General features: G+C 66.5%; 24 protein-coding genes and 2 pseudogenes. 2 read left to right on the forward strand and 24 right to left on the reverse strand.

Annotation, left to right across the window (positions count from 1 at the left end):
• Nucleotides 1–25 precede the first annotated feature (25 nt).
• From G4G31_RS09990 to flgB, 5 genes are read right to left on the reverse strand one after another with little or no spacing between them, the layout of a single operon-like run.
• Nucleotides 26–751, reverse strand: coding sequence for a flagellar basal body rod protein FlgF (locus G4G31_RS09990; RefSeq protein WP_182991292.1), 726 nt, complete (start codon nt 749–751; stop codon nt 26–28).
• Nucleotides 752–774: 23 nt separating this feature from the next.
• On the reverse strand, nt 775–1,962 hold the full coding sequence (locus G4G31_RS09995; protein WP_182991293.1) for a flagellar hook protein FlgE: 1,188 nt from the start codon (nt 1,960–1,962) through the stop codon (nt 775–777).
• Between the two features lie 17 nt (nt 1,963–1,979).
• Nucleotides 1,980–2,654 carry a flagellar hook capping FlgD N-terminal domain-containing protein gene (locus G4G31_RS10000; RefSeq protein ID WP_182991294.1) on the reverse strand — a complete coding sequence of 225 codons (675 nt, stop codon included), beginning with the start codon at nt 2,652–2,654 and terminating at the stop codon, nt 1,980–1,982.
• Nucleotides 2,655–2,670: 16 nt separating this feature from the next.
• Nucleotides 2,671–3,075, reverse strand: coding sequence for a flagellar basal body rod protein FlgC (flgC, locus tag G4G31_RS10005; protein ID WP_182991295.1), 405 nt, complete (start codon nt 3,073–3,075; stop codon nt 2,671–2,673).
• Between the two features lie 18 nt (nt 3,076–3,093).
• Entirely contained in the window at nt 3,094–3,459 is a 366-nt protein-coding gene (flgB, locus tag G4G31_RS10010; RefSeq protein WP_182991296.1) for a flagellar basal body rod protein FlgB, read from the reverse strand.
• A gap of 131 nt (nt 3,460–3,590) precedes the next feature.
• Between flgB and flgA the strand changes: the two genes are divergently transcribed.
• On the forward strand, nt 3,591–4,262 hold the full coding sequence (flgA, locus tag G4G31_RS10015; protein WP_374011291.1) for a flagellar basal body P-ring formation chaperone FlgA: 672 nt from the start codon (nt 3,591–3,593) through the stop codon (nt 4,260–4,262).
• A 17-nt stretch (nt 4,263–4,279) separates the two neighbouring features.
• On the opposite strand, the gene G4G31_RS28205 is transcribed toward flgA, so the two are convergent.
• From G4G31_RS28205 to G4G31_RS10100, 19 genes and pseudogenes are all read right to left on the reverse strand, one after another.
• The gene (locus G4G31_RS28205) at nt 4,280–4,663 is read right to left on the reverse strand and encodes a glucosaminidase domain-containing protein (RefSeq protein WP_308601860.1); all 384 of its coding nucleotides are present in this window, start codon (nt 4,661–4,663) and stop codon (nt 4,280–4,282) included.
• Nucleotides 4,664–4,999: 336 nt separating this feature from the next.
• Nucleotides 5,000–5,449 (reverse strand): flagellar export chaperone FlgN, encoded by a 450-nt coding sequence (gene flgN, locus G4G31_RS10025; protein ID WP_182991297.1) that lies wholly within the window; start codon nt 5,447–5,449, stop codon nt 5,000–5,002.
• The gene (flgM, locus tag G4G31_RS10030; protein WP_182991298.1) at nt 5,449–5,736 is read right to left on the reverse strand and encodes a flagellar biosynthesis anti-sigma factor FlgM; all 288 of its coding nucleotides are present in this window, start codon (nt 5,734–5,736) and stop codon (nt 5,449–5,451) included. The genes flgN and flgM overlap by 1 nt, the downstream gene beginning before the upstream one ends.
• 35 nt (nt 5,737–5,771) lie before the next feature.
• Entirely contained in the window at nt 5,772–6,731 is a 960-nt protein-coding gene (locus G4G31_RS10035; RefSeq protein WP_182991299.1) for a flagellar motor protein MotB, read from the reverse strand.
• 3 nt (nt 6,732–6,734) lie between these two features.
• Nucleotides 6,735–7,646, reverse strand: a complete 912-nt coding sequence (gene motA, locus G4G31_RS10040; RefSeq protein WP_182991300.1) for a flagellar motor stator protein MotA — start codon at nt 7,644–7,646, stop codon at nt 6,735–6,737.
• A gap of 39 nt (nt 7,647–7,685) precedes the next feature.
• The gene (locus G4G31_RS10045; RefSeq protein ID WP_202033751.1) at nt 7,686–8,426 is read right to left on the reverse strand and encodes a FliA/WhiG family RNA polymerase sigma factor; all 741 of its coding nucleotides are present in this window, start codon (nt 8,424–8,426) and stop codon (nt 7,686–7,688) included.
• A gap of 13 nt (nt 8,427–8,439) precedes the next feature.
• On the reverse strand, nt 8,440–8,925 hold the full coding sequence (gene fliL, locus G4G31_RS10050; RefSeq protein ID WP_182991301.1) for a flagellar basal body-associated protein FliL: 486 nt from the start codon (nt 8,923–8,925) through the stop codon (nt 8,440–8,442).
• A gap of 18 nt (nt 8,926–8,943) precedes the next feature.
• Nucleotides 8,944–9,783: a flagellar hook-length control protein FliK gene (locus tag G4G31_RS10055; protein WP_182991302.1), complete on the reverse strand. Its 840-nt coding sequence runs from the start codon at nt 9,781–9,783 to the stop codon at nt 8,944–8,946.
• A 321-nt stretch (nt 9,784–10,104) separates the two neighbouring features.
• Entirely contained in the window at nt 10,105–10,422 is a 318-nt protein-coding gene (locus G4G31_RS10060) for a hypothetical protein (RefSeq protein WP_182991303.1), read from the reverse strand.
• Nucleotides 10,415–10,804 carry a flagellar export chaperone FliS gene (gene fliS, locus G4G31_RS10065; RefSeq protein WP_182991304.1) on the reverse strand — a complete coding sequence of 130 codons (390 nt, stop codon included), beginning with the start codon at nt 10,802–10,804 and terminating at the stop codon, nt 10,415–10,417. The genes G4G31_RS10060 and fliS overlap by 8 nt, the downstream gene beginning before the upstream one ends.
• Nucleotides 10,805–10,814: 10 nt before the next feature.
• The gene (fliD, locus tag G4G31_RS10070; protein ID WP_182991305.1) at nt 10,815–12,179 is read right to left on the reverse strand and encodes a flagellar filament capping protein FliD; all 1,365 of its coding nucleotides are present in this window, start codon (nt 12,177–12,179) and stop codon (nt 10,815–10,817) included.
• A gap of 24 nt (nt 12,180–12,203) precedes the next feature.
• Nucleotides 12,204–12,665: a flagellar export protein FliJ gene (gene fliJ, locus G4G31_RS10075; RefSeq protein WP_182991306.1), complete on the reverse strand. Its 462-nt coding sequence runs from the start codon at nt 12,663–12,665 to the stop codon at nt 12,204–12,206.
• A gap of 25 nt (nt 12,666–12,690) precedes the next feature.
• Nucleotides 12,691–14,006: pseudogene (fliI, locus tag G4G31_RS10080) on the reverse strand (flagellar protein export ATPase FliI).
• A gap of 126 nt (nt 14,007–14,132) precedes the next feature.
• Nucleotides 14,133–14,585 (reverse strand): annotated as a pseudogene (locus tag G4G31_RS10085) (FliH/SctL family protein); the annotation flags it as partial.
• The gene (locus G4G31_RS28210; protein ID WP_308622149.1) at nt 14,500–14,691 is read right to left on the reverse strand and encodes a hypothetical protein; all 192 of its coding nucleotides are present in this window, start codon (nt 14,689–14,691) and stop codon (nt 14,500–14,502) included. The pseudogene G4G31_RS10085 and the gene G4G31_RS28210, both read right to left, overlap by 86 nt.
• Nucleotides 14,688–15,710, reverse strand: coding sequence for a flagellar motor switch protein FliG (locus G4G31_RS10090; RefSeq protein WP_182991307.1), 1,023 nt, complete (start codon nt 15,708–15,710; stop codon nt 14,688–14,690). Before G4G31_RS10090 ends, G4G31_RS28210 begins: the two co-directional genes overlap by 4 nt.
• Nucleotides 15,691–15,924 carry a hypothetical protein gene (locus G4G31_RS28215; RefSeq protein ID WP_308622150.1) on the reverse strand — a complete coding sequence of 78 codons (234 nt, stop codon included), beginning with the start codon at nt 15,922–15,924 and terminating at the stop codon, nt 15,691–15,693. The genes G4G31_RS10090 and G4G31_RS28215 overlap by 20 nt, the downstream gene beginning before the upstream one ends.
• Entirely contained in the window at nt 15,921–17,420 is a 1,500-nt protein-coding gene (gene fliF / locus G4G31_RS10095) for a flagellar basal-body MS-ring/collar protein FliF (RefSeq protein ID WP_308622151.1), read from the reverse strand. Before fliF ends, G4G31_RS28215 begins: the two co-directional genes overlap by 4 nt.
• 28 nt (nt 17,421–17,448) lie before the next feature.
• Entirely contained in the window at nt 17,449–17,796 is a 348-nt protein-coding gene (locus tag G4G31_RS10100) for a flagellar hook-basal body complex protein FliE (RefSeq protein ID WP_182991308.1), read from the reverse strand.
• A 347-nt stretch (nt 17,797–18,143) separates the two neighbouring features.
• On the opposite strand from G4G31_RS10100, the gene G4G31_RS25650 reads away from it, so the two are divergent.
• Complete coding sequence (locus tag G4G31_RS25650) at nt 18,144–18,494, forward strand: hypothetical protein (protein WP_229425488.1); 351 nt, start codon at nt 18,144–18,146, stop codon at nt 18,492–18,494.
• The last annotated feature ends 60 nt before the right edge of the window (nt 18,495–18,554 follow it).

Raw genomic sequence — 18,554 nt, forward strand, 5'->3', positions numbered from 1 at the left:
TATGATGCCGCGGAGGGCAGGGCTTTTAAGCGCCGATTAGACGGTTACCTACCTCGTTCATCTTGTCACTGGCCTGGAACAGCTTCATCTGCATTTCGAAACTGCGGTTCAGCGCCATCGTCGCCACCATCTCTTCGATGGCCGAGACGTTGCTGCCTTCCAGGGCGCGCGAGCGCACGGTGATGTTCGGGTCACCCTGCAATTGATCGCCACTCCGCGAGACGATCAGGCCGGCCTCGTTCTTGGTCAGTTCCGGGCCTTCGGCCGTTACCAGGCGCAGCTTGTCGATCACCTGCATCGTGGTTGCGCCTTCGCCCATCACGGAAATCGTACCGTCGGTACCGATCTCCACGGCGGAGTGGGGCGGCAGCACGATCGGGCCGCCGTCGCCGAGCAGCGGGCGGCCCGCCACCGACAGCGCGCCGTTGGCATCGATGTCGATGGTGCCGGCGCGCGTATAGGCTTCCTGGCCGCCGAATTCGACCGCGAAGTAGCCGTTGCCATTGATCGCCACGTCGAGCGGACGGCCGGTTTCACGGATCGTGCCCGGCTTGGCCGAGATGGCGTCGGCCTGCGTTTTCGCCATGTGCACGTCATCGTAGCCGTAGCCGCCGAGCGACTGGGTCGAGACCAGTTCCAGGTTCGCGCGAAAGCCGGCCGTGTCCATATTGGCCAGGTTGTTCGCGTGGACCTGCTGGGCACGCAGCGTGTGTTCGGCGCCGGAGACGGCGGTGAAGATCAGTTTATCCATGCGTGTTCAGTCCTGGTCCGGTCTTACAGTGCCTGCATCAGCGACTGCATCATCTGGTTTTCGGTGGTGATGACTTTCGAGTTCGCCTGGTAGTTGCGCTGCGAGGTCATCAGGCCGACGAGTTCGGAGGTGATGTCGACGTTCGAGCCTTCCAGTGCGCCGGTATTCAACTTGCCCGACAGGCCTGCGCCCGGGGTGCCGTACAGCGCCAGGCCCGAAGCGGCATTCGCCTGCCAGCTCGTTTCGCTGGTGGCGGTCAGGGCGCCTTCGTTGGCGAAGGTGGCCAGGGCGATGGTGCCGACGGTCTGCTTCTGTTCGTTGCTGTAGCGGGCGACGACCGAACCGTCACCAGCCAGCTCGACGCCGACATAGGTGCCCGAGGCATAGCCGTCGGTGCTGTTGGTCGTGGTGGTCGCTTCGCCGGCGAACTGGGTGGTGCCGGTGTAGTCGATCGTGAAGGCGATCGGGTCGGAGCCGTTGGCCGTGTTCAGGGTCAGGGTGCCGCTCTTGGCGGCGCTGGTCAGCTGGCCCTTGCCATCGAAGCTCAGGGTGCCGGCAGTCGCTGGTGCCGCGCCGTCGAAGCCGTAGTGCACGGCCACCTGGTTGCTGCCGGCCTGCTTGACGAAGTACTGCGACACGGTGTGCTGGGTGCCGAGCGAATCGTACAGGACCGATTGCTTGACCATGTTGTAGCTCGACGGGTCGGTGCTGTCGAAGGTGGTGGTGGTCGGTGCTTTCCAGTCGGCCGACAGGTTGCCGACGAAATTCACGCCGGTCGATGCCGAGGCGGCGATCTGGCCGGTCGGGATCTTGATGTCGCCCATGGTACCGAGGGTGCCGTTCACGGTCGGGCCATAACCCTGCACCTTGCGGCCGGCGGCGTCGACCAGGTTGCCGGCATTGTCGGCGGCGAAGATGCCGACGCGGCTGTACGAGACGGCGCCGGTGGTGTCGCGGCTGACGAAGAAGCCGCGGCCGTCGATGGCGGCGTCGAGCGAGCGGCCGGTCGATTCGACCGAGCCGTTCAGTTCGATGTTCTGGGTCAGCGAGCCGACCGAGACGCCCGTTGCCTGCTCGCCCGCATACATGGCGGCGAAGTTGGCGCGGCTGCTCTTGAAGCCGTAGGTGCTCGAGTTGGCGATGTTGTTCGAAACGGCTTCCAGCTGCTCGTTGATGGCCTGGATACCGGAGAGGGCGATATTGAAACTCATGACTGTCTATCCTTGAATTAGTTGGAGGCCAGCTCGGCGGCCTTGCCGTTGAAACCAGTGATGGCGGCCGGGTCGACTGCGCCGACACCTTCCACCTGCAATACGACGGAACCGCTGCCCGACAGGCGCACGCTGCTCACAGTGCCGGCGACTTCCACACCGACAGCCGCGCCCTCGGTGGTCCGGGCCGCGATCGCATAGCTGCCCGGCGCCAGTCCCAGCGCGCCCGGATCGATCGTGAAACCCCGGGTGCCGGCCGCATGGAAGGGCAGCGACACCGAATGATTCTGGCCATCGGCGCCGGTCAGCACGACATTGGTCGCGCCGGCGGACGGCAAATTGATGCTGGCGCTGATCGCCTTGCCGTCGACGCGCACACGGTCGGTGGCGACGGTGACTTGCGATCCGACCTGGCCGCCCATGGCCAGCACCTGCATGCTTTGCAGGACGCTGGCGCTGGCGCTGGTGGTCTTCGACAGGCTTTGCAGGGCCTCGGTCTGGGACAGCTGCGAGAGCTGGTTGACGAACTGGCTCGGGTCGGACGGGGCCAGCGGATCCTGGTTGCGGATCTGGGCGACGAGCAGCTTGGTGAACATGTCCTTGTTGGCGGAGACGTCGGCGCTGGCCGAGACGGGATCAAAGCCGGTGGCGGCGGTGTTGTTCGCGCCTGCGATGGCGTTATTGGTCAGCATTGTCATCCTCTTGAGCTCAGCCTTCGCCCAGTTTCAGCAGCGACTGCTGCATCGATTTGATCCGGCCCAGCACCTCGACATTGGTCTCGAAGGCGCGCGAGGCGGACATCATGTCGGCCATTTCGGCGACCGAGTTCACGTTCGAATAGACGACCATGCCTTCGGTGTCGGCCAGCGGGTTGCCCGGCTCGTAGACCTTGCGCACCGGGTCGGCGCTCTGCACGACGTCGAGCACCTGCACGCGGCCGCCCGCATCGTTTTCCATGACGGCGGCGAAGACGGGTTTGCGGGCGCGGTAGGCTTCGGCCTCGGAAGGCGCGGCGGTGTCGGCGTTGGCCAGGTTCGAGGCGATCGTGTTCAGGCGCACCGACTGGGCGGCCATCGCGGAACCGGCAATGTTGGAGATATCCTTGAAGCTCATATGTCGATGTCCGCTTGTTTAGCCTTGGCCACTGATTGCTTTTTGCAGCCCGCGCAGCTTCATGTTGATGAAGGTAAGGCTGGTCTGGAAGTCGGATGCGTTCTGCGAAAACGCGGCCTGTTCGACGCCGATTTCGACGGTGTTGCCATCGGCGCTGGGGTGGAAGGGCACGCGGTACAGGGCCTCGGCGTCGGTCGACAGCGTCGCTTCGCCGGCTTCCTCGTCGATGCGCTGTTGCAGGGCGGCGCCGAAGTCAAGGTCGCGCGCCGTGTAGCCTGGCGTGTTCTCGTTGGCGATGTTCGCGGCCAGCACGCGGGTCCGTTCGGCGCGCACATGCAGCGCGTCCGCGTGGACTCCGAGGGCTTCCTTAAAATTAATCGTCATGTTCGATCCTCCGTCGCTGTGCTGCGGTGTGTTTCGTTAGAATGGGTAAATCGTCGATTGCCAAGGTTGCTGCAATGATTTTTCGTACTGTCCGCTCAGTCGCGTTGTTGTCGGCCTTGTTGCCGGTGTCCTTGCCTGCGTTCGCTGCGCCGTCCGCCGCGCCGAGCATCGCCAGCCAGGTCGAAGAGGCTGCCCGCGCCGAGCTCGAGAAGCAGACCGCTGCTTCCGGCCTTGCCGACGCCCGTTTCGAGCTGACCGTCGTGCCGCCGCGGGTGGCACCTGCCTGTTCCGGGCCGGTCGAGGTCGATACCATCGATACCCGCCAGGCCATCCGCATGCGCTTCGGTGTGCGCTGCCCCCAGGCCGGCGCCGCGCGCCAGGAATACATCGTCCGGGCCCGCGTTTTCGCGTCGGTCGTCCTGACCGCGGTGCCGGTTGCCGCCAACGAAGTGCTCACTGAAACGCATGTTACCGTAGGGCAACGTGAGATTACCAGCATTCCCGATCCTGTGGTGAACCCAAGTGACGCAGTAGGACAAACCAGCCGCAGAATGTTGCGCGCGGGCGACGTTCTACGTAACAATTCGCTCACGGCACCCGTCCTGGTCAAGCGTGGCGATGCCGTGGTGATGATTGCGCGCATCGAAGGCATCGAGGTCAGCACGGCCGGCGAAGCACTCGATGCGGGTGCGCGCGGGGCGGTCGTGCGGGTACGTAACAATTCGAGCGGGCAGACGCTGCGCATGCGGGTCAGCGCGCCGGGAACGGTGGAACCGGTCGACATGCCGCGCACCAGCCAGTAACGATGCGCTTGTAACGATCAGCCGCCGATCCCCTGCAACTTGTCCGCCAGGCGCGCCAGCTTCGTGGCGTAGGCGGGATCGGTGGCATAGCCGCCCTTGGCCAGGCCCTGGGCAAAGGCGTGGGCATCGTTGCCGGTGCCGATCGCGCCACGATAACGCGGGTTATCGAGCAGCATCTTCGTGTAGTCGCGGAAGGCGCTGGCCGCGTCCGGATAGGCCTTGAAGCGTGCACTTGTCTTGATCGCCGCGCCGCCGACATACTCGGTGGTCGCGGTCTCGCTGACCGCGCCCTCCCACTTGCTGCCGGCCTTGATGCCGAACAGGTTGTGGCTGGTGGCGCCGTCGGCGTTGCGGATCGGGCGCTGGCCCCAGCCCGATTCGAGCGCGGCATGGGCCTGCACCAGTTCCGGTGCAACGCCGAGCTTGCCGGCGGCTTCCCGGCCCAGGGCGCGATGCTGTCGAGGAAAGCCTGCTGGTCGCCGCTGGCGGCGCCGTCGCCCCCGGTTTCCGGCGCGGCCAGCACGGAAGCCTCGCTGCGGGCACGCCAGAGGCTGCCTTCGGCGGTCAAACCCGGCGCAGGGGCGGGTGCCGAGGCGCCGCCGCCGTTCTGGATGAATTCCGCCACCTCGCCCTGCAGGGCACTGAAAGTGCTGGCGAATCCGCTGCCGCCGCCGATGGCCGCCGTCGGGCGGGTGGACGTGGTGGGCAACGTGGCCGACAGCGGCGTTGTCGAAAACTCAGCGTGGCGCATAGGTACCGTCTCCGCCGTGCAGCACGCGCTGCATGGTGGTGAATTGCTCGGCCAGCAGGTTGCCGTTGCGCGTGGTCGCGCCCTTGCAGGCGACCACCAGCCGTTCCAGCTCGCCCCAATTCGCCGCCAGCGTGGCACGGCCGGGTTCGGGCTGGGTGGCGATGAAGGTCGCCATCGTGGCGTCAGGACCGTGCAGGGCGCGCACCAGCGCCACGCGCTGGCGGCGGCGCGCATCCATCGCGTCCAGCGCCGGCGTGAGTTCCTCGGCCAGCTGGGCCAGCTCGGCACCGCGATGGCGCAGGGCGGCCTGGAACTGGCGCTCGAGCAGGGCGTGGATCTCCGCCGCGGCGTGCAGATCCTGTGCGACGCCGGCGACGAGAGCGGCGACCGCTCCCCGGCGCGTCAGGCGCGGCGCTGCCGGGGTTGCAGCCGTCATCAACGGCCTCCGTGGAAGCGCTGGATCATGCCGGCCAGGCGCTTCGCGTCGAAGGGCAGCTCGCCCTTGGCCAGCGCGTCGCGCAGTTCGGCCACGCGGGCGGCGTCGAATTCGGGCATGCTGCGCAGGGCCTCGGTGGCCGGCTGCAGCACGCTCGACTGCAGCGGGGAAGCGCTGCCCGTTGCCGCGCTCGGGGTGCTCGGTGCCGCTTCGGCAGGTGCCGCCACGGGGGCGGTGGCGCCGACTGCGGGCGTCATGATGGATGCGCCGTTTCCAGTGATTTTCATGCGGGTACCTCGGTTTTTCGATTGAATCGTCATGGTTACTTCGCCAATTGGCCGCGCAGCGTGGCCGCGTCGCGTTCGTTCGCGTCCTTGCCAGGCGCGCTGACCGACACGCCGTCGACCAGCTCTTCGGTCGCGCCGGGCGCGCCAAACATGCCTGCCACGGTGCGCGATTGCTTGCGCGTCAGGATCATCAGTTCGATGCGGCGGTTCACGTCCGCGTCGGTGTGTTCGCTGTCGAGCGGCGCCCGGTCGGCCATGCCGACCACCTGCAGCACGCTGTCGGGGCGCATGCCGCCGGTGAGCAGCTGGGCGCGCGCGGCCATCGCGCGGTTGGTGGACAGGGTCCAGTTCGACATGCCCGTCTTCTGGGCGAACATGTACTGCACCGAGTCGGTATGGCCGACGACCAGCATCTGGTTTTCCATCTGTGCGAACAGCGGCCCCATTTGCTGCAGCAGGCGCGCGAAGCGCCCGGTCGGCAGGGCGCTGCCGCGCATGAACATGCCTTGCTTGTCGGTGTCGTGCAGCATCACGCGCAGGCCGAAGGGCGTCACGGTCGTTTCCAGGTTCGAGGCCAGGCCAGCTTCCTCGCTCATCTTTTCCAGCTTCTTCGACAGCGCCTTCAGGTCGCTTGGCGAATCGTAGGATACGCGCGCGGCGCCGTCTGCGCCAGCCTCGCCCGCTTCCTTGCCCGGACCGGAACCGTCATGCATGGTCGGGAAACGCTCGATCAGGCTGCCGCTCGGATTGCTGGAGATTTCCGGGCGCTTGCCCGGGCCTTCGAGCTGGCCGGCAGCGGCGTCGCGCATCATGGCCTGGACCGCTTCCTTCTCGCGCGCGGCCATCAGCCACAGCACCAGGAACAGCGACAGCAGGGCCAGGCAAAAGTCGGCGAAGGCGACTTTCCAGGCGCCGCCGTGCTCGTCGTGGTCGTGCTTGCCGCCGCCGCGCTTGACGATGGTTTCGCCGTGGTGCTTGTCGTTCAGCTTGGACACGCTTTACCCCGTCATCCGGTCGCTGTTGCGGCGGCGCTTGTTCTGCGACTCGTCCTCGCCTCCCATGGCGTTGATCCACTGTTCCAGCTGGGCGAAGCTCGGCTTGGTGTTCAACTGGATCAGGCGGCGGCCGGCGTCGATCGCCAGCAGCGCGGGTTTCCCGGCCACGTGGGTGCACAGCACGACCTTCACGGTCTCCATCGTCGACGCCTCGCCATTGACCAGCTGTTTCATCATGTTCGAGATCGGGTCGAGCAGGCCGTAGCAGAAGAAGATACCGATGAAGGTACCGACCATCGCCGCGCCAACCTTCTCGGCGATCAGGCCCGAATCCGCGCCGCCCGAGACCGAATACATCGCCATCACGATGCCCAGCACGGCCGCCAGGATGCCGAAACCCGGCATGCCTTCGGCGATCTTGTGCAGCGACTTCGACGGCTGGGTGAGTTCCTCGTGGATGGCTTCCAGTTCCTGCTCGAGCACGCCTTCCAGTTCGTGCGCGTTGATCTTGCCCATCGCCATCAGGCGGAAATTGTCGACGATGAAAGCCAGCAGCTTCGGCTCGTCCAGGATGCGCGGGTAGCGCTGGAAGATGGCGCTGTCCCTCGGTGCCTCGACGTGGGCGTCGAGCGCCTTCAGGCCGCCGGCGGCCAGTTGCAGCAGTTCGTACATCAAGAGCAGCAGCTGGCGCTGGAATTCCGAGTCGTGCTTGGTGCGCGAGGCGATCTTCTTGAGCTGGTGCAGCATCTCGGTCAGCACGTGCTTTTCGTTGCCGATCACCAGCGCACCGAAGGCGGCGCCGACGATGATCAGGATCTCGACCGGATGCCAGATCGCAGTGACCGTGCCGCCCATCAGCGCGAAGCCGCCGAACACGCAGCCGAGCACGATGAAAATACCTAGGAGTTGCTGCATGACAGGCCTTTCTGGAGGAGGTACATTTGTTCTCTTTTGTTAGCGCGTCCCGAGGGCCGCCTTCATCTTGGTCAGCGCGCTCTTGTTGAGCTGGCAGACGCGGGCGTCCGACAAGTCGAGCACGGCGGCGATTTCCTTGTAGCTGAGCTCGAACTCATAGATCATCTGGATGACGCGCTGCTCGCGCTCGTTCAGGGCGCCGAGCGCCTGCTCGAGGCTGCGGCGCACCATCAGCGATTCTTCCGGGCCGGGCGCGCTGTGCGCCTGCTCGGTCGCTTCCTGCAGCACTTCGTCGAAGCTCAGCATCTCTTCGGCGCTGTCGTCGAGCAGGTGCTGGTAATAGTCTTCCTGGCTGATCCCGAGTGCATCGGCCGCTTCCTGCGGCGTCGGCTCGCGGCCCAGCGAACGGGTCAGGGCGCGGATGCTGTCGCGCAGGCGGTGCGCATCCTGGCGCACGCCGCGCGGACGCCAGTCCCGGCGGCGCAGCTCGTCGAGGATGGCGCCGCGGATGCGCAGCGAGGCGAAGCTGCCGAAGCCGGTGTCGGGCTCGCCGTAGCGGCGCAGCGCCTCGAGCAAGCCCATCAGCCCGATCTGTTCCATGTCTTCGCGCGACATCGCGCCCGACTGCTGCGAGTTCAGCTGGCGCACGATGCGCTTCACCAGCGGCGCATAGGCCACCAGGTGACGCTGCTCCTCGCGCGGGCTCATGCTGGCGGCGGCCGCAGCCTGCGTGTACTCGCTGGCGCTGGCGCTGTCGGCGTAATCGGCAAAATAGGCCACGTGGTCCCCGGATTTATTCAACGATCAGCTTGCCGATCATGACTTCGTCGAAGGGCTTCTCGCGGTCCTCGGCAGCATAATTGGCATCGAAAGTCTTGTTCAGCTGGGCGGCGTACTGCTCGACCGACATCGACGAGGCTTCCGCCATCGTGTGGTTCGAAAGCGCGCGCACCACAATCGAGCGCAGCAGCGGCAGATGGTCTTTCGCTTCCTTCTCGCGCTCCTCGTCGGTGGACAGCACCAGGTCGGTCGACAGGTAGTGGGTCGTCGCTTCGTTCTGGCCGCGCTTGAGCATCACGATCACCTTGTCGAGGGTGATGTACTTGACCGGCTTGTCCGACTTTTCCTTCTTCTTCGGTTCGGCGTGGGCGGATTTGCCCTCGGCCGGCGCCGCATGGGCTTCCTGGGCATTCATCCACCACATCGCGCCACCGGCGGCACCGGCGCTGACCAGCGCGACGGCAACGACGCCGATGATCATCTTGAGCTTGCTGTTCATTGTTCTGTCAGTTGGTAATTACGCGCGGCCGTTCAGGGAGAACGATGACGCGCCGGTGTTGGCTTCGGCCAGGGCATTGCCCGGCATGTGTTCCTGCTCGCGGCCATCCTGCTGGCGGCCGCGACCGCTGCCGTCGCCCGCGAACTGCGGCGTCGCGTTGGCGCCGCGCGGGGCAGGGGCGACGTTGACGGCAACGTCCGTGAACTGGCGCTGGGCCAGGTCGCTGCGCAGATTTTCGCTGACCGTCTGCAGCTGGCGCAGCACTTCGCCGTGGGTGGCCGAGATGTTCACCTCGAGCGAACCGGCGCTGTGGCGGATCGCGATCTCGACGCGGCCCAGCATCGGTGGTTCGAGACGAATCACGGCTTGCTCCGCGCCCTTGCCGACCTGCAGCTGGAGGCGCTCGCCGAGGGCTTCCTGCAGCGTCTGGCGCCATGCGGTCGGCGGACCGGACAGGGTGACCGTATCGGCGCTGCGCTGGCCGCCAGGCGCCGGCGCAGGTGCCGCCACGCCGAAGCTGCCCGCGGGCGAACGCTCGGCGATCGGTGCCGCCTGCTCCTGCGCGGCATCGCTTGCGGCCAGGGTGTCGCCGCCGGTACCCGTACCGGCAGCTGCCACCGGGGCCGGTGCTGCCGCAGCCGTGGCTGGTACCGCAGCCTGGACCGGTGGCAGCACTGCCAGCGCCGGCGCGGCCGGCAGTGCCGGCTTGCCGGCAACCCCGGCGAAGGCCTTGCGTGCGCCTTCGCCGGTGTCCGCCAGCGACATGCCGGCGTCGGGCGACGGCTTCGATTCTTTCGCTGCCGGTGCGCCCGGCAGGGCGGCCACGACCGCGGCCAGCGTGGCCTGGGCCACGGGCATCAGGGCATTGCCATCGACATCGCGCCCAGCAGGGCGGCGTCGGCGGCCGGTTGCTGCTCGTCAGCCGGCGTTTCGGTAGCGGGCAGCGCGGTGTCCGCGAGCGGAATTTCCGCATCGGCGGCCGGCGCAGCCTGGTCCAGGCCCAGCCATTGCGCAAAGGCGCGCGCCGGCTGGGCGGGGCTTGCTGCGCCGCGTCGCCGGCCTGCGCGGGGACGGCAGCCGCGCGCTCCTGCGCCAGGGCAGGGGCCGCAGCCTCGTTCGCGGGAGCGTTTGCAGCCGGCTTGGCGGCGGTGGCGGCGTTCAGGGAAGTCAAAGTCAGGTTCATTCGTGTTGTCCGGCCGGTTCGTTCTCGCTGGCGAGCGCATACGCGATCCAGCCATCCTTGTTGTTACGCATCTCGGCAAGGCGGGCGCCGAGGCTTGCCAGCGCGTCGCCGCAGCCCGCCGCGGCGCTGTCGTGGGCGATGCGCAGTTGCGCCAGCGCCTTCAGCTCGGCAGCCGTCCACGGACCGCGCGCTTTCCATGCGGCCAGTTGGGGACCGAGCGCCCGGGCCAGCGCGTCCAGGCGCTCCCAGTCGCGCGCGGCGCCGGCCTGGTCGAAGGCCAGGGCCAGCTTGCCGATTGCCGCGCTCCTAGGCATTGCGCGCCTGTACGCCCTGCCAGCCCTGGCGGATCGTGCTCAGGACGCCGACCACTTCGTCGACCATGGCCGGATCCATCTTGATGCCGGCGCCTTGCAGGCGTGCCGAGCAGAAGTCGTAGAGGCTGGCGAGGTTGGCCACGACCTCGCCGCCGCCCTCGAAGTCGAGCGAGCTGGACAGGCCGTTGATGATTTCGCAGCACTTGTCGATGCTGGCGGCTTTTTGCTCGTAGCGCTTGCCGACGATGTGGCCGCGTGCGCGTGCCAGTTCGTCGAGCAGGCCGTCGGTAAGCAGCAGCACCAGCTCGACCGGGGTCGCGCGCGAGGTCTGCGAATCGAGATTGACAGCGTGATAATTGCCGTAGGCTTCTTGATAGGACATGGCTATGAGTTTAGTCTTTGCTGCTGCTGAACAAAGCGTCGAACAGCGAGGTGTTATAGGACATACTGCTTTGAACGGACTGCAGTTGGGTGAACTGCGTCAGGTAGCGCTTGTAGGCGCTGTCATACTGTCTGTCGAGGGCGGTTTGGCGTTCCGTCAAGTCGCCCTGCAGTTTGCCGACCACTTCCTTGCGGCGGCCGATCTGGCCATCCGCGCTGTTGGTCCACAGCTTCAGGTAGGAGTCGAGCTGGCCGGCGATGCCGCTGGTACTGCCGGCGGCGGTGCTGCCGATCAGCGTATCGAGGCCGGTCGGATTGGTTGCCAGGGCCTTCGTCATGCGCGCGCTGTCCAGGCTCAAGCTACCGTCGCGCGCCGCGAGGATGCCGAAACTGGCAAGACTCGTGCTGCCGCTGCCGCGCAACATGCCCACCAGGCGATCGCGCAGGGCCCGCACGCCACTGTCGCCGGAGAATGCACCGGCAGCGTCGCCCGCGGTCGGATCGCCAGGGCTGACCAGGCCGTCGATCGCGGATTTGAGCTTGTTGTAGGCGTCCACAAAAGCTTGCGCGTTCGACGTCGTCTTCGACGGATCGGTGGCCACGGTGAGCGTCACCGGCGCGCTGCCGGTGGTTTGCGCTTTCGACAGCGTCATGGTGACGCCGTCGATCACGTTCAGGGTGTTGCTGGCCTGGCGAATCTCGGTGCCCGCTTCGGAGCCGACGTTCACGATGGCGTCCAGGGGTTTCGCCAGCTCGGCCGGCGCGCCCAGGCGCGTTGCCAGGTTGGCGTCGACACCGCTGGTCGAGAGCGAAATCGCGTTGTCCGCGCCCGTCTGCTTCGAGGTCAGCACCAGTTCCGACGTGGGCACGCCGTTGACGATGCCGGTGCTGACCACCGAGGCCGATACGCTGGTGTTGCCTGGCGCGGCATTGATCGCGGCGGCCAGGTCGCGCACGCTCCAGTTGGGCTTCGTGTTCAGCTGCAGCGTGAACGAATTGCTACCGGCACCCAGGGTCAGCGAGCCCTGGCCGGCGAAGTCGCTCATGCTGGAGTACGACAGCTTCTGCGCGCTCGCGACCTGCTTCACAAAAAACGCGTAGCTGCCCGCGGTCGCGGTCGCGCCCGCCGTGGCGCTGGCCACGCTCGTGTCGCTGAAGGCCGCGCTGTAGGCCGAGATCGTCTTGTTCACACCGGTCATGGCCAGCAGGCTGCTCTGGAAGGTATTCAGGGCCGAACCGAGCGTGCCCAGGGCTTTTTCGGTGGCGCTGGCCGTCTGCGTCTGGCGCGTGAGGATCGTCTGGCGTCCGGACGTGAAGCTTTCCGCCATGGCTTGCGCGGTACTCGTTGGATCGTAGGTATTGCTGATGCCTGCCATTTGGTTCTCCTTGATGAGCGGGTGTTACGCCCGGCCCGCCAGCCACGATTGGGTGGCGATCTCGTCTTCACGCTTCCTGCTCGCGCGGTCCTGCTCGCGCGCCAGGGCGTCCTGCTGTTGCTCGAGCACCTTGCCGAGCAGTTCGCGGCGCGTCCACGCCTGTGCCAGGTTGCGCTGCGATACCGCCATGTTCGCCTCGTGCAGCTGGAGGTCGGTACGGTGGGTATCGGCCAGCGCGAACACGGCCTGTTTGTACTGTCCGCAGTTCAGTGCCAGCGCCGGCGCCAGGCGGCCGGCCGCGCCTTTGCCCGCGCTGCTGCCCGAAGCGCCGCTGCCTTCGGCCAGCGCGGTCAGGCGCTCGAGGTTGGCCTGGTAGCGCGCGCGCGTGGCTTCCTGGCGCGCCAGTTCGGTCTGCAATTTGTCCACTTCCGTGCCGCGCAGGCGGACCAGGGTGTCGATGCTGCGGATGCTGTCGCGGCGGGTCACTGCTTCACCTTCATGTTCGTCATCGTCATGCCATCATTGCTTGCAGTTGCGTCACGCAGGTGTCCATTGGCGCGCCTTCGCGCGTGCCCTGGCACAGGAAATGTTCGATATGCGGATGCAGGCGCACCGCGCGGTCGGTCTCCGGGTCGGCGCCAGGCGTGTACGCGCCCAGCGGAATCAGGTCGCGCACGCGCGCATGGCGTGCCAGCGAAGCCTTGAGCTTCCTCGCCGCGTTCTGGTGTTCGGGCGTGACCACCTGGGCCATGCAGCGGCTGATCGACTGGGCGACGTCGATGGCCGGGTAGTGGCCGCGCTCGGCCAGTTCGCGCGTGAGCACGATGTGGCCGTCCAGGATCGCGCGGGCCGTGTCGACCACCGGATCCTGCTGGTCGTCGCCTTCGGCCAGCACCGTGTAGATGGCGCTCATGCTGCCGTTCGGGTTCTCGCCATTGCCGGCCGATTCCACCAGCTGCGGCAGGTTCGAGAACACCGAGGGCGGATAACCGCGCGTGGCCGGCGGCTCGCCCAGCGACAGCGCCACTTCGCGCAGCGCCATCGCATAGCGGGTCAGCGAATCGCACAGCAGCAGCACGTTCTGGCCGCGGTCGCGGAAGTGCGCGGCGATCGAGTGGCACAGTTCCGTCGCCATCACGCGCATCATCGGCGACTCGTCGGCCGGTGCCACGACCACGACCGCGCGTTTCAGGCCTTCGGGGCCGAGCGACTTCTCGACGAATTCACGCACCTCGCGGTTACGCTCGCCGATCAGCCCGACGACGACCACATCGGCCACGGTCTGGCGCGTGATCAGGCCGAGCAGCACCGATTTACCGACACCGGAACCGGCCATCAAGCCGACGCGCTGGCCCTTGCCGAGCGTGAGCATCGAATTGATCGCCCGCACGCCGACATCGAGCGGCTCGTCCACCGGCGTCTTGCGCAGCGGGTTGACCTTCGGCGGGGTGAAATTCAGCGGCTGGTCGCCGCCGAGTTTGCCGAGCCCATCGATCTCTTCGCCCAGGCCATTGACCATGCGGCCCAGCCAGGACGGGCCGATCATGAGGTTCGCGGCGGTTTTCTCGGGCAGCACGCGCGCACCGGTCGCCAGGCCCTGCGCTTTCTTGAACGGCATCAGGTAGGACACCTTGTCGCGAAAGCCCACGACCTGGGCATCGAGCCAGCCACCATCGACTGTCTCGACGCGGCAGCGCTGGCCGGTGTGCAGCTTGCAGCCGACCGATTCGAGCAGCAGGCCCGGGCGCCGATCAGGCGGCCCGTGGGCGTGGCGACCGGCACCGCGCCGATGTCGAGCGAGCGCAGAGTGTCCAACAGGGCGGTCATGCGTCTTCTCCTTCGGCGGCGGCGAGGGCGTCGCGCACCTGGTCCATGCAGGCGCTCAGGCGGCCCCTGGCAGCCGGCGTCGACTTCATGGTCGCCCGCCTTGACACGGATTTCGCCCGGCTCCAGGGATGGATCGGCCAGCAGATTCCACTTCCCGGCACGCTTCGGATCGAGTTCTGCCACGCGCTTGAGTTCTTCCGGATTCATCAATACCTCGACTTCGTCGCGGGCAGGCGGCATCGCGGCCAGCGCCTCGTCGACCAGGGCGAGCAGCTGGGTCGGCTGCAGCGCCAGTTCGGCACGGATCACCTGGCGCGCGATCTTGCCGACCAGGTCCACGACTTCCTTGCGCTGGGCGGCCTTGAAATCGCTCTTGAGCTTTTTCAGGCCGCGCAGGGCGGCGTCGACCGGCTTGGCAAGCGCCTCGAACTGGGCCAGCGCCAGCGCGCGGCCTTCTTCCAGGCCGCGCTCCACACCTTCGGCATGGCCGGCGTCACAGGCTTCGGCACGGTTCCTGTTCGAGGCCGGCTTCATAGCCATCCTGCTGGCCCTGGCGAAAGCCGGCCGCCAGCGCACCATCCCAGTCGTCCTGGGTGGTGTCGGCAGAGGCAGCGCCTGGCGCAGTACCCGCTGACGCGCGCACTTGCGCCAGCGGTGGGAAGTGATAAGGCCGGAACTGCTTCATTCAGCGGTGGCCTCGGCGAACAGCTGCACGTCGATCTCGCCGGCGTCGGCCAGCGCCTTGACGGCAACCATGATGTCCTTGCGGGTCTGCTCGATGCGCGACATCGGCACCGGGCCCGAACGGCGCATCAGGTCCTCGAAACTCTGGGCCTGGCGCTTCGGCATGGCCGACAGGATCGCGTCGCGCAGGGCAGGCTCGGCCCCCTTGAGCGCGATCGCCCACTGCTCGAGCGGAATGTCGTCGAGCAGGCGCGTGATGACCTGTTCGGTCTGGCGCGACAGGATGAAGAAGTCGTACATCGACATCTCGATCTGCGACACCACGTCCGGGTCGTGCGCACGCAGCAGTTCGACCATGCCGGCGCGGTTGTTCGGCAGGCGGTTCAGGATTTCGGCAACCTGGCGCACGCCTTCGACGCTCGCGCTTTGCGTGTCGAGGGCGGCCAGGCAGCGCGCCACCAGCTCTTCCAGTTCCTGCAGCAGGTCGCGGTCGATCTCGTCCAGGCGCGCCAGGTTCAGCAGCACCAGGTCGCGGCTGCCTTCCGGCAGCGACTCGATGATCTGGCCGGCCAGCGCGGGAGGCAGGAAAGCCAGGAACACGGCCTGCATCTGCACGTGCTCGTGGGCGACGAATTCGGCCAGCCACTTCGGCGAGGCGTACTGCAGGCGCGCCATCATTGGACGGATCGCGTCGCCATAAATCGTGTTCAGGACGCTGTTGGCGATGTCGCTGCCCAGCGCCAGGTCGAGCGAGCGCTTCAGGTAGGTACGCGAGGCGCCGTGCAGGCCGCTTTGCTGGCGGTAGTCGTCGAAGAAATTCCCGACGGCGTACTTCACCGAGTCGACCTTGATGCCGCTCATGCGCGACATGACCTGGGTCAGCTCGATCAGCTCGTCGCGCTCGAGGCAGCGCAGCACGGCCGCGGCCGGTTCTTCGCCAATCGACAGCAGGACGATCGCGGCCTGCTCGACAGGAGTCAGGACAGCGCCTTCTTCAGCGTTATTGTTCATTTCGGCCATGTTTCTTCTGCACCCATTGTTTGACGACTTCGGCGACGCGTTCCGGCTCCTTGCCGGCCAGCACCTTCAGATGATCGACCATCACGTCCACGGCCGATCCGGCTGGCGGCAGGTCGTAGTTTTCCAGCAGCGGCACCACCGGCGAGGCGGCAACGCCACCGGCACCAGGCAAGGCGACAGCCGCACCGGCCAGGGCCGGGGCCGCGCTGCTCAAGGCGGTGGCGCCGTTCGGCAGGGGCCGCCGCGGCGGCGCCAGGTGCCGGCAGGGCGGGGACCATGCGCCCGGTAATCGTGCGCAGCAGCGGACGGAACCAGCAGCAGGTAGCCGAGCAGGGCGCCGACGATCCAGATGCCGTAGCCGGTGGCGTCGACGATGGTGTCGCGCTCCTGCCACCACGGTTCAATCGGCGCCGCCTTCGGGAAGCTCATCGCCGACACTGCCAGCACGTCGCCGCGCGCCGCGTCGATGCCGAGGCCGCCGCGCAGGATCTTGTCGATGGTGCTCAGCTCAGCCGGGGTGAAGCCCGTCCCGGCATTGGCCGCGCTGGCGTTGTTCAGAACGACGGCGACGGACAGCTTGCGCAGGCGGCCACGCGAGCGCTTGATCTGGGTGATCGCACGGTCGTAGGCGTACTGGCGGGTCGTTGCGTTCTTGCGCGAATTGGCGTTGTCCTTCTCGGCGGCGGCGGCCGCTGCCGGGTCGGCGGCACCCGGCGTGCCCGGTGCTGCCGCGGGATCGGCTGCTACCGGCGGACGGTTCGACAGCGTGCCCGGCACGCCCATGGCGAGACGGTTCTTTTCCAGTTCCTCGCGCATCGCTTCGCTGGTGACCTTCGGCGCTTCGCCGTACTTCTCCTGGGTTTCCTCGATCTTGTCGTTGTCGATGTCGGCGGTGACGCTGACCTTGAAGTTGTTACCGCCCAACACCGGGCCGAGCAATTCGTTGACGTTGTTGCGCACTTCGTTCGACACGCGCTGGGCCGCGGCGTCGCCCTGGGCCGCGCCATCGAAGCCTTCGCTCAGGTCGACGCGCGAGGACAGGTAGTTGCCGGCCTGGTCGACCAGCGACACGCGGCTTGGGCTCAGGCTGGCGACGCTGCCCGAGACCATGTTGACGATCGCGGCGATCTGCTCGTTGCCGAGCGTACGGCCCGGTTTGGTCGCGATCACGACCGATGCCGAACTCTGGTCGGAAGCACCGGCGACAAAGGAATTACTCTTGGCAATGGCCAGGTGCACGCGCGCCGACGCGATGGCGTCCAGCGTCAGGATGCTCTGCGCCAGCTCGCCTTCGAGGCCGCGGCGAAAGCGCACGTCCTGCACGAACTGCGACACGCCCAGCGGATCGTTCTTGTCCATCAGCTCCAGGCCGGCGGGCAGCTGGGCGGTCACGCCCTTGGCGGCCAGCAGCATGCGTACCTTGCCCAGCTCGTTGGAGGGCACCATTACCTGGCCGCTGTCCGGATGGATGCGGTAGGGGATCTGCTCGGCCTCGAGCACGCCCATCATGTCGCTGGCGGCGACTTTTTCGCGCGCGCCGAACACCGGCTTGTAGTTGGCCTGGTCTTGCCACATGAACATCATGACCGCGGCGGTGATGACGATGGCCAGCACCAGCAAGGGGGTCAGGTTGTTGCGCAGCGCTGGCGGCAGGCCGGGCAGGGCACCGAGCTTGGCGCCTTGAAGTGCATTCTTGAGTTTCGAGATCACGTTGGTGGGTTCCGCTTGGGTGTTCGCGTCAGACAGGGAGCTTGATCAGTTCGTCGACGGCGCCCATCACTTTGTTACGTACCTGCATCAGCATCGAGAAGGACAGGCTGGCCTGCTGGCTGGCCAGCATGGCGCCCACCAGGTCGTCGCTCTTGCCGCTGTCGACGTCGGCCATCTTGACCGCCGCTGCCTGGTCCTCGGCGTCGACGCTGTGCAGGGCGTTCTTCATGGTGTCGCTGAAGGAGAACTCGGCATGTCCGCTTTGCGCGGTCGATTCGATCGACGGCGCGATCGATGGTGCATTGGCAATTCGCTGCGCTTCGTTTGTCAGTGCTGCAAGATCGGCCTTGATCTGGCCAGCCAATTCAATTCCCATTTGTTAAATCCTGTGGTTGCATTGTTGCGTGTGAGCGACTCAGCCAGTGGCATTTTTGAGACATTTGACGACTGGTGCGGCTGATTGAACGGGTCGAATGTTAAATGCCGGGCAGTGCAAGTCAGAGCAAAAGCACGACCGTAAAACCCCTCTTATTTCACCTTTCTCCTCGTACAGCGCTTGAGGGATACTATGGACTCGCTCGATTCAAGATACGATCTTACCGTACGGCAATGCTGATTTCAAAGAGGAATATCGAGTGATCCGAAACATCCAAGCAGGTATAATTGTTGCCCTAGGGAATGAAATAAAGACACTCCCCTCCAGATATAATCAATTCGCCATAAATGCCGATTAACAATTCAACACCTCAGCCGCGGCCGCACCAGGTGCTCGATCCGACCCTCCTGGGCCGGCCCGTGCATTTGCTGCCGGCCTTCGCGGCCACGTTCGCCGACGACCTGGTGGCGATGCTGGCCGCGCCAAGCTGGCGCCGTTACTGGGGCGGCTTCGTGCTCGACGGCGTCGAGTTCGCCCGTGCGCCGGAAAGCGCGTCGCTGCGCTGGCTCGGCATGGGCGGTCCGCAGGGAACGGCTGCCGTCGCTTTCGAGCGTTCGCTGCTGGTGGGACTGCTCGAAGCACGCTACGGCGGCAGGGGCCGACCGGGCCGCTGCGCGACCCCGCGGCTGAACCCGTAACCGCCACCGAGGCACGCCTGGCGCAGACCCCTGACGCAGCAGCTTGCCGAAGTACTGGCG

Origin of the sequence: Massilia sp. Se16.2.3, from assembly GCF_014171595.1 — a bacterium.
Classification (GTDB): domain Bacteria; phylum Pseudomonadota; class Gammaproteobacteria; order Burkholderiales; family Burkholderiaceae_D; genus Telluria.

Coding starts and splice junctions, on each gene's coding strand:
- G4G31_RS09990 (WP_182991292.1), bottom strand. CDS start 751: ATGGATAAACTGATCTTCACCGCCGTCTCCGGCGCCGAACACACGCTG.
- G4G31_RS09995 (WP_182991293.1), bottom strand. CDS start 1,962: ATGAGTTTCAATATCGCCCTCTCCGGTATCCAGGCCATCAACGAGCAG.
- G4G31_RS10000 (WP_182991294.1), bottom strand. CDS start 2,654: ATGCTGACCAATAACGCCATCGCAGGCGCGAACAACACCGCCGCCACC.
- flgC (WP_182991295.1), bottom strand. CDS start 3,075: ATGAGCTTCAAGGATATCTCCAACATTGCCGGTTCCGCGATGGCCGCC.
- flgB (WP_182991296.1), bottom strand. CDS start 3,459: ATGACGATTAATTTTAAGGAAGCCCTCGGAGTCCACGCGGACGCGCTG.
- flgN (WP_182991297.1), bottom strand. CDS start 5,449: ATGACGGCTGCAACCCCGGCAGCGCCGCGCCTGACGCGCCGGGGAGCG.
- flgM (WP_182991298.1), bottom strand. CDS start 5,736: ATGAAAATCACTGGAAACGGCGCATCCATCATGACGCCCGCAGTCGGC.
- motA (WP_182991300.1), bottom strand. CDS start 7,646: ATGCAGCAACTCCTAGGTATTTTCATCGTGCTCGGCTGCGTGTTCGGC.
- fliL (WP_182991301.1), bottom strand. CDS start 8,925: ATGAACAGCAAGCTCAAGATGATCATCGGCGTCGTTGCCGTCGCGCTG.
- G4G31_RS10055 (WP_182991302.1), bottom strand. CDS start 9,783: ATGCCCGTGGCCCAGGCCACGCTGGCCGCGGTCGTGGCCGCCCTGCCG.
- G4G31_RS10060 (WP_182991303.1), bottom strand. CDS start 10,422: ATGCCTAGGAGCGCGGCAATCGGCAAGCTGGCCCTGGCCTTCGACCAG.
- fliS (WP_182991304.1), bottom strand. CDS start 10,804: ATGTCCTATCAAGAAGCCTACGGCAATTATCACGCTGTCAATCTCGAT.
- fliD (WP_182991305.1), bottom strand. CDS start 12,179: ATGGCAGGCATCAGCAATACCTACGATCCAACGAGTACCGCGCAAGCC.
- G4G31_RS28210 (WP_308622149.1), bottom strand. CDS start 14,691: ATGAAGCAGTTCCGGCCTTATCACTTCCCACCGCTGGCGCAAGTGCGC.
- G4G31_RS10090 (WP_182991307.1), bottom strand. CDS start 15,710: ATGGCCGAAATGAACAATAACGCTGAAGAAGGCGCTGTCCTGACTCCT.
- G4G31_RS10100 (WP_182991308.1), bottom strand. CDS start 17,796: ATGGGAATTGAATTGGCTGGCCAGATCAAGGCCGATCTTGCAGCACTG.
- G4G31_RS25650 (WP_229425488.1), top strand. CDS start 18,144: ATGCCGATTAACAATTCAACACCTCAGCCGCGGCCGCACCAGGTGCTC.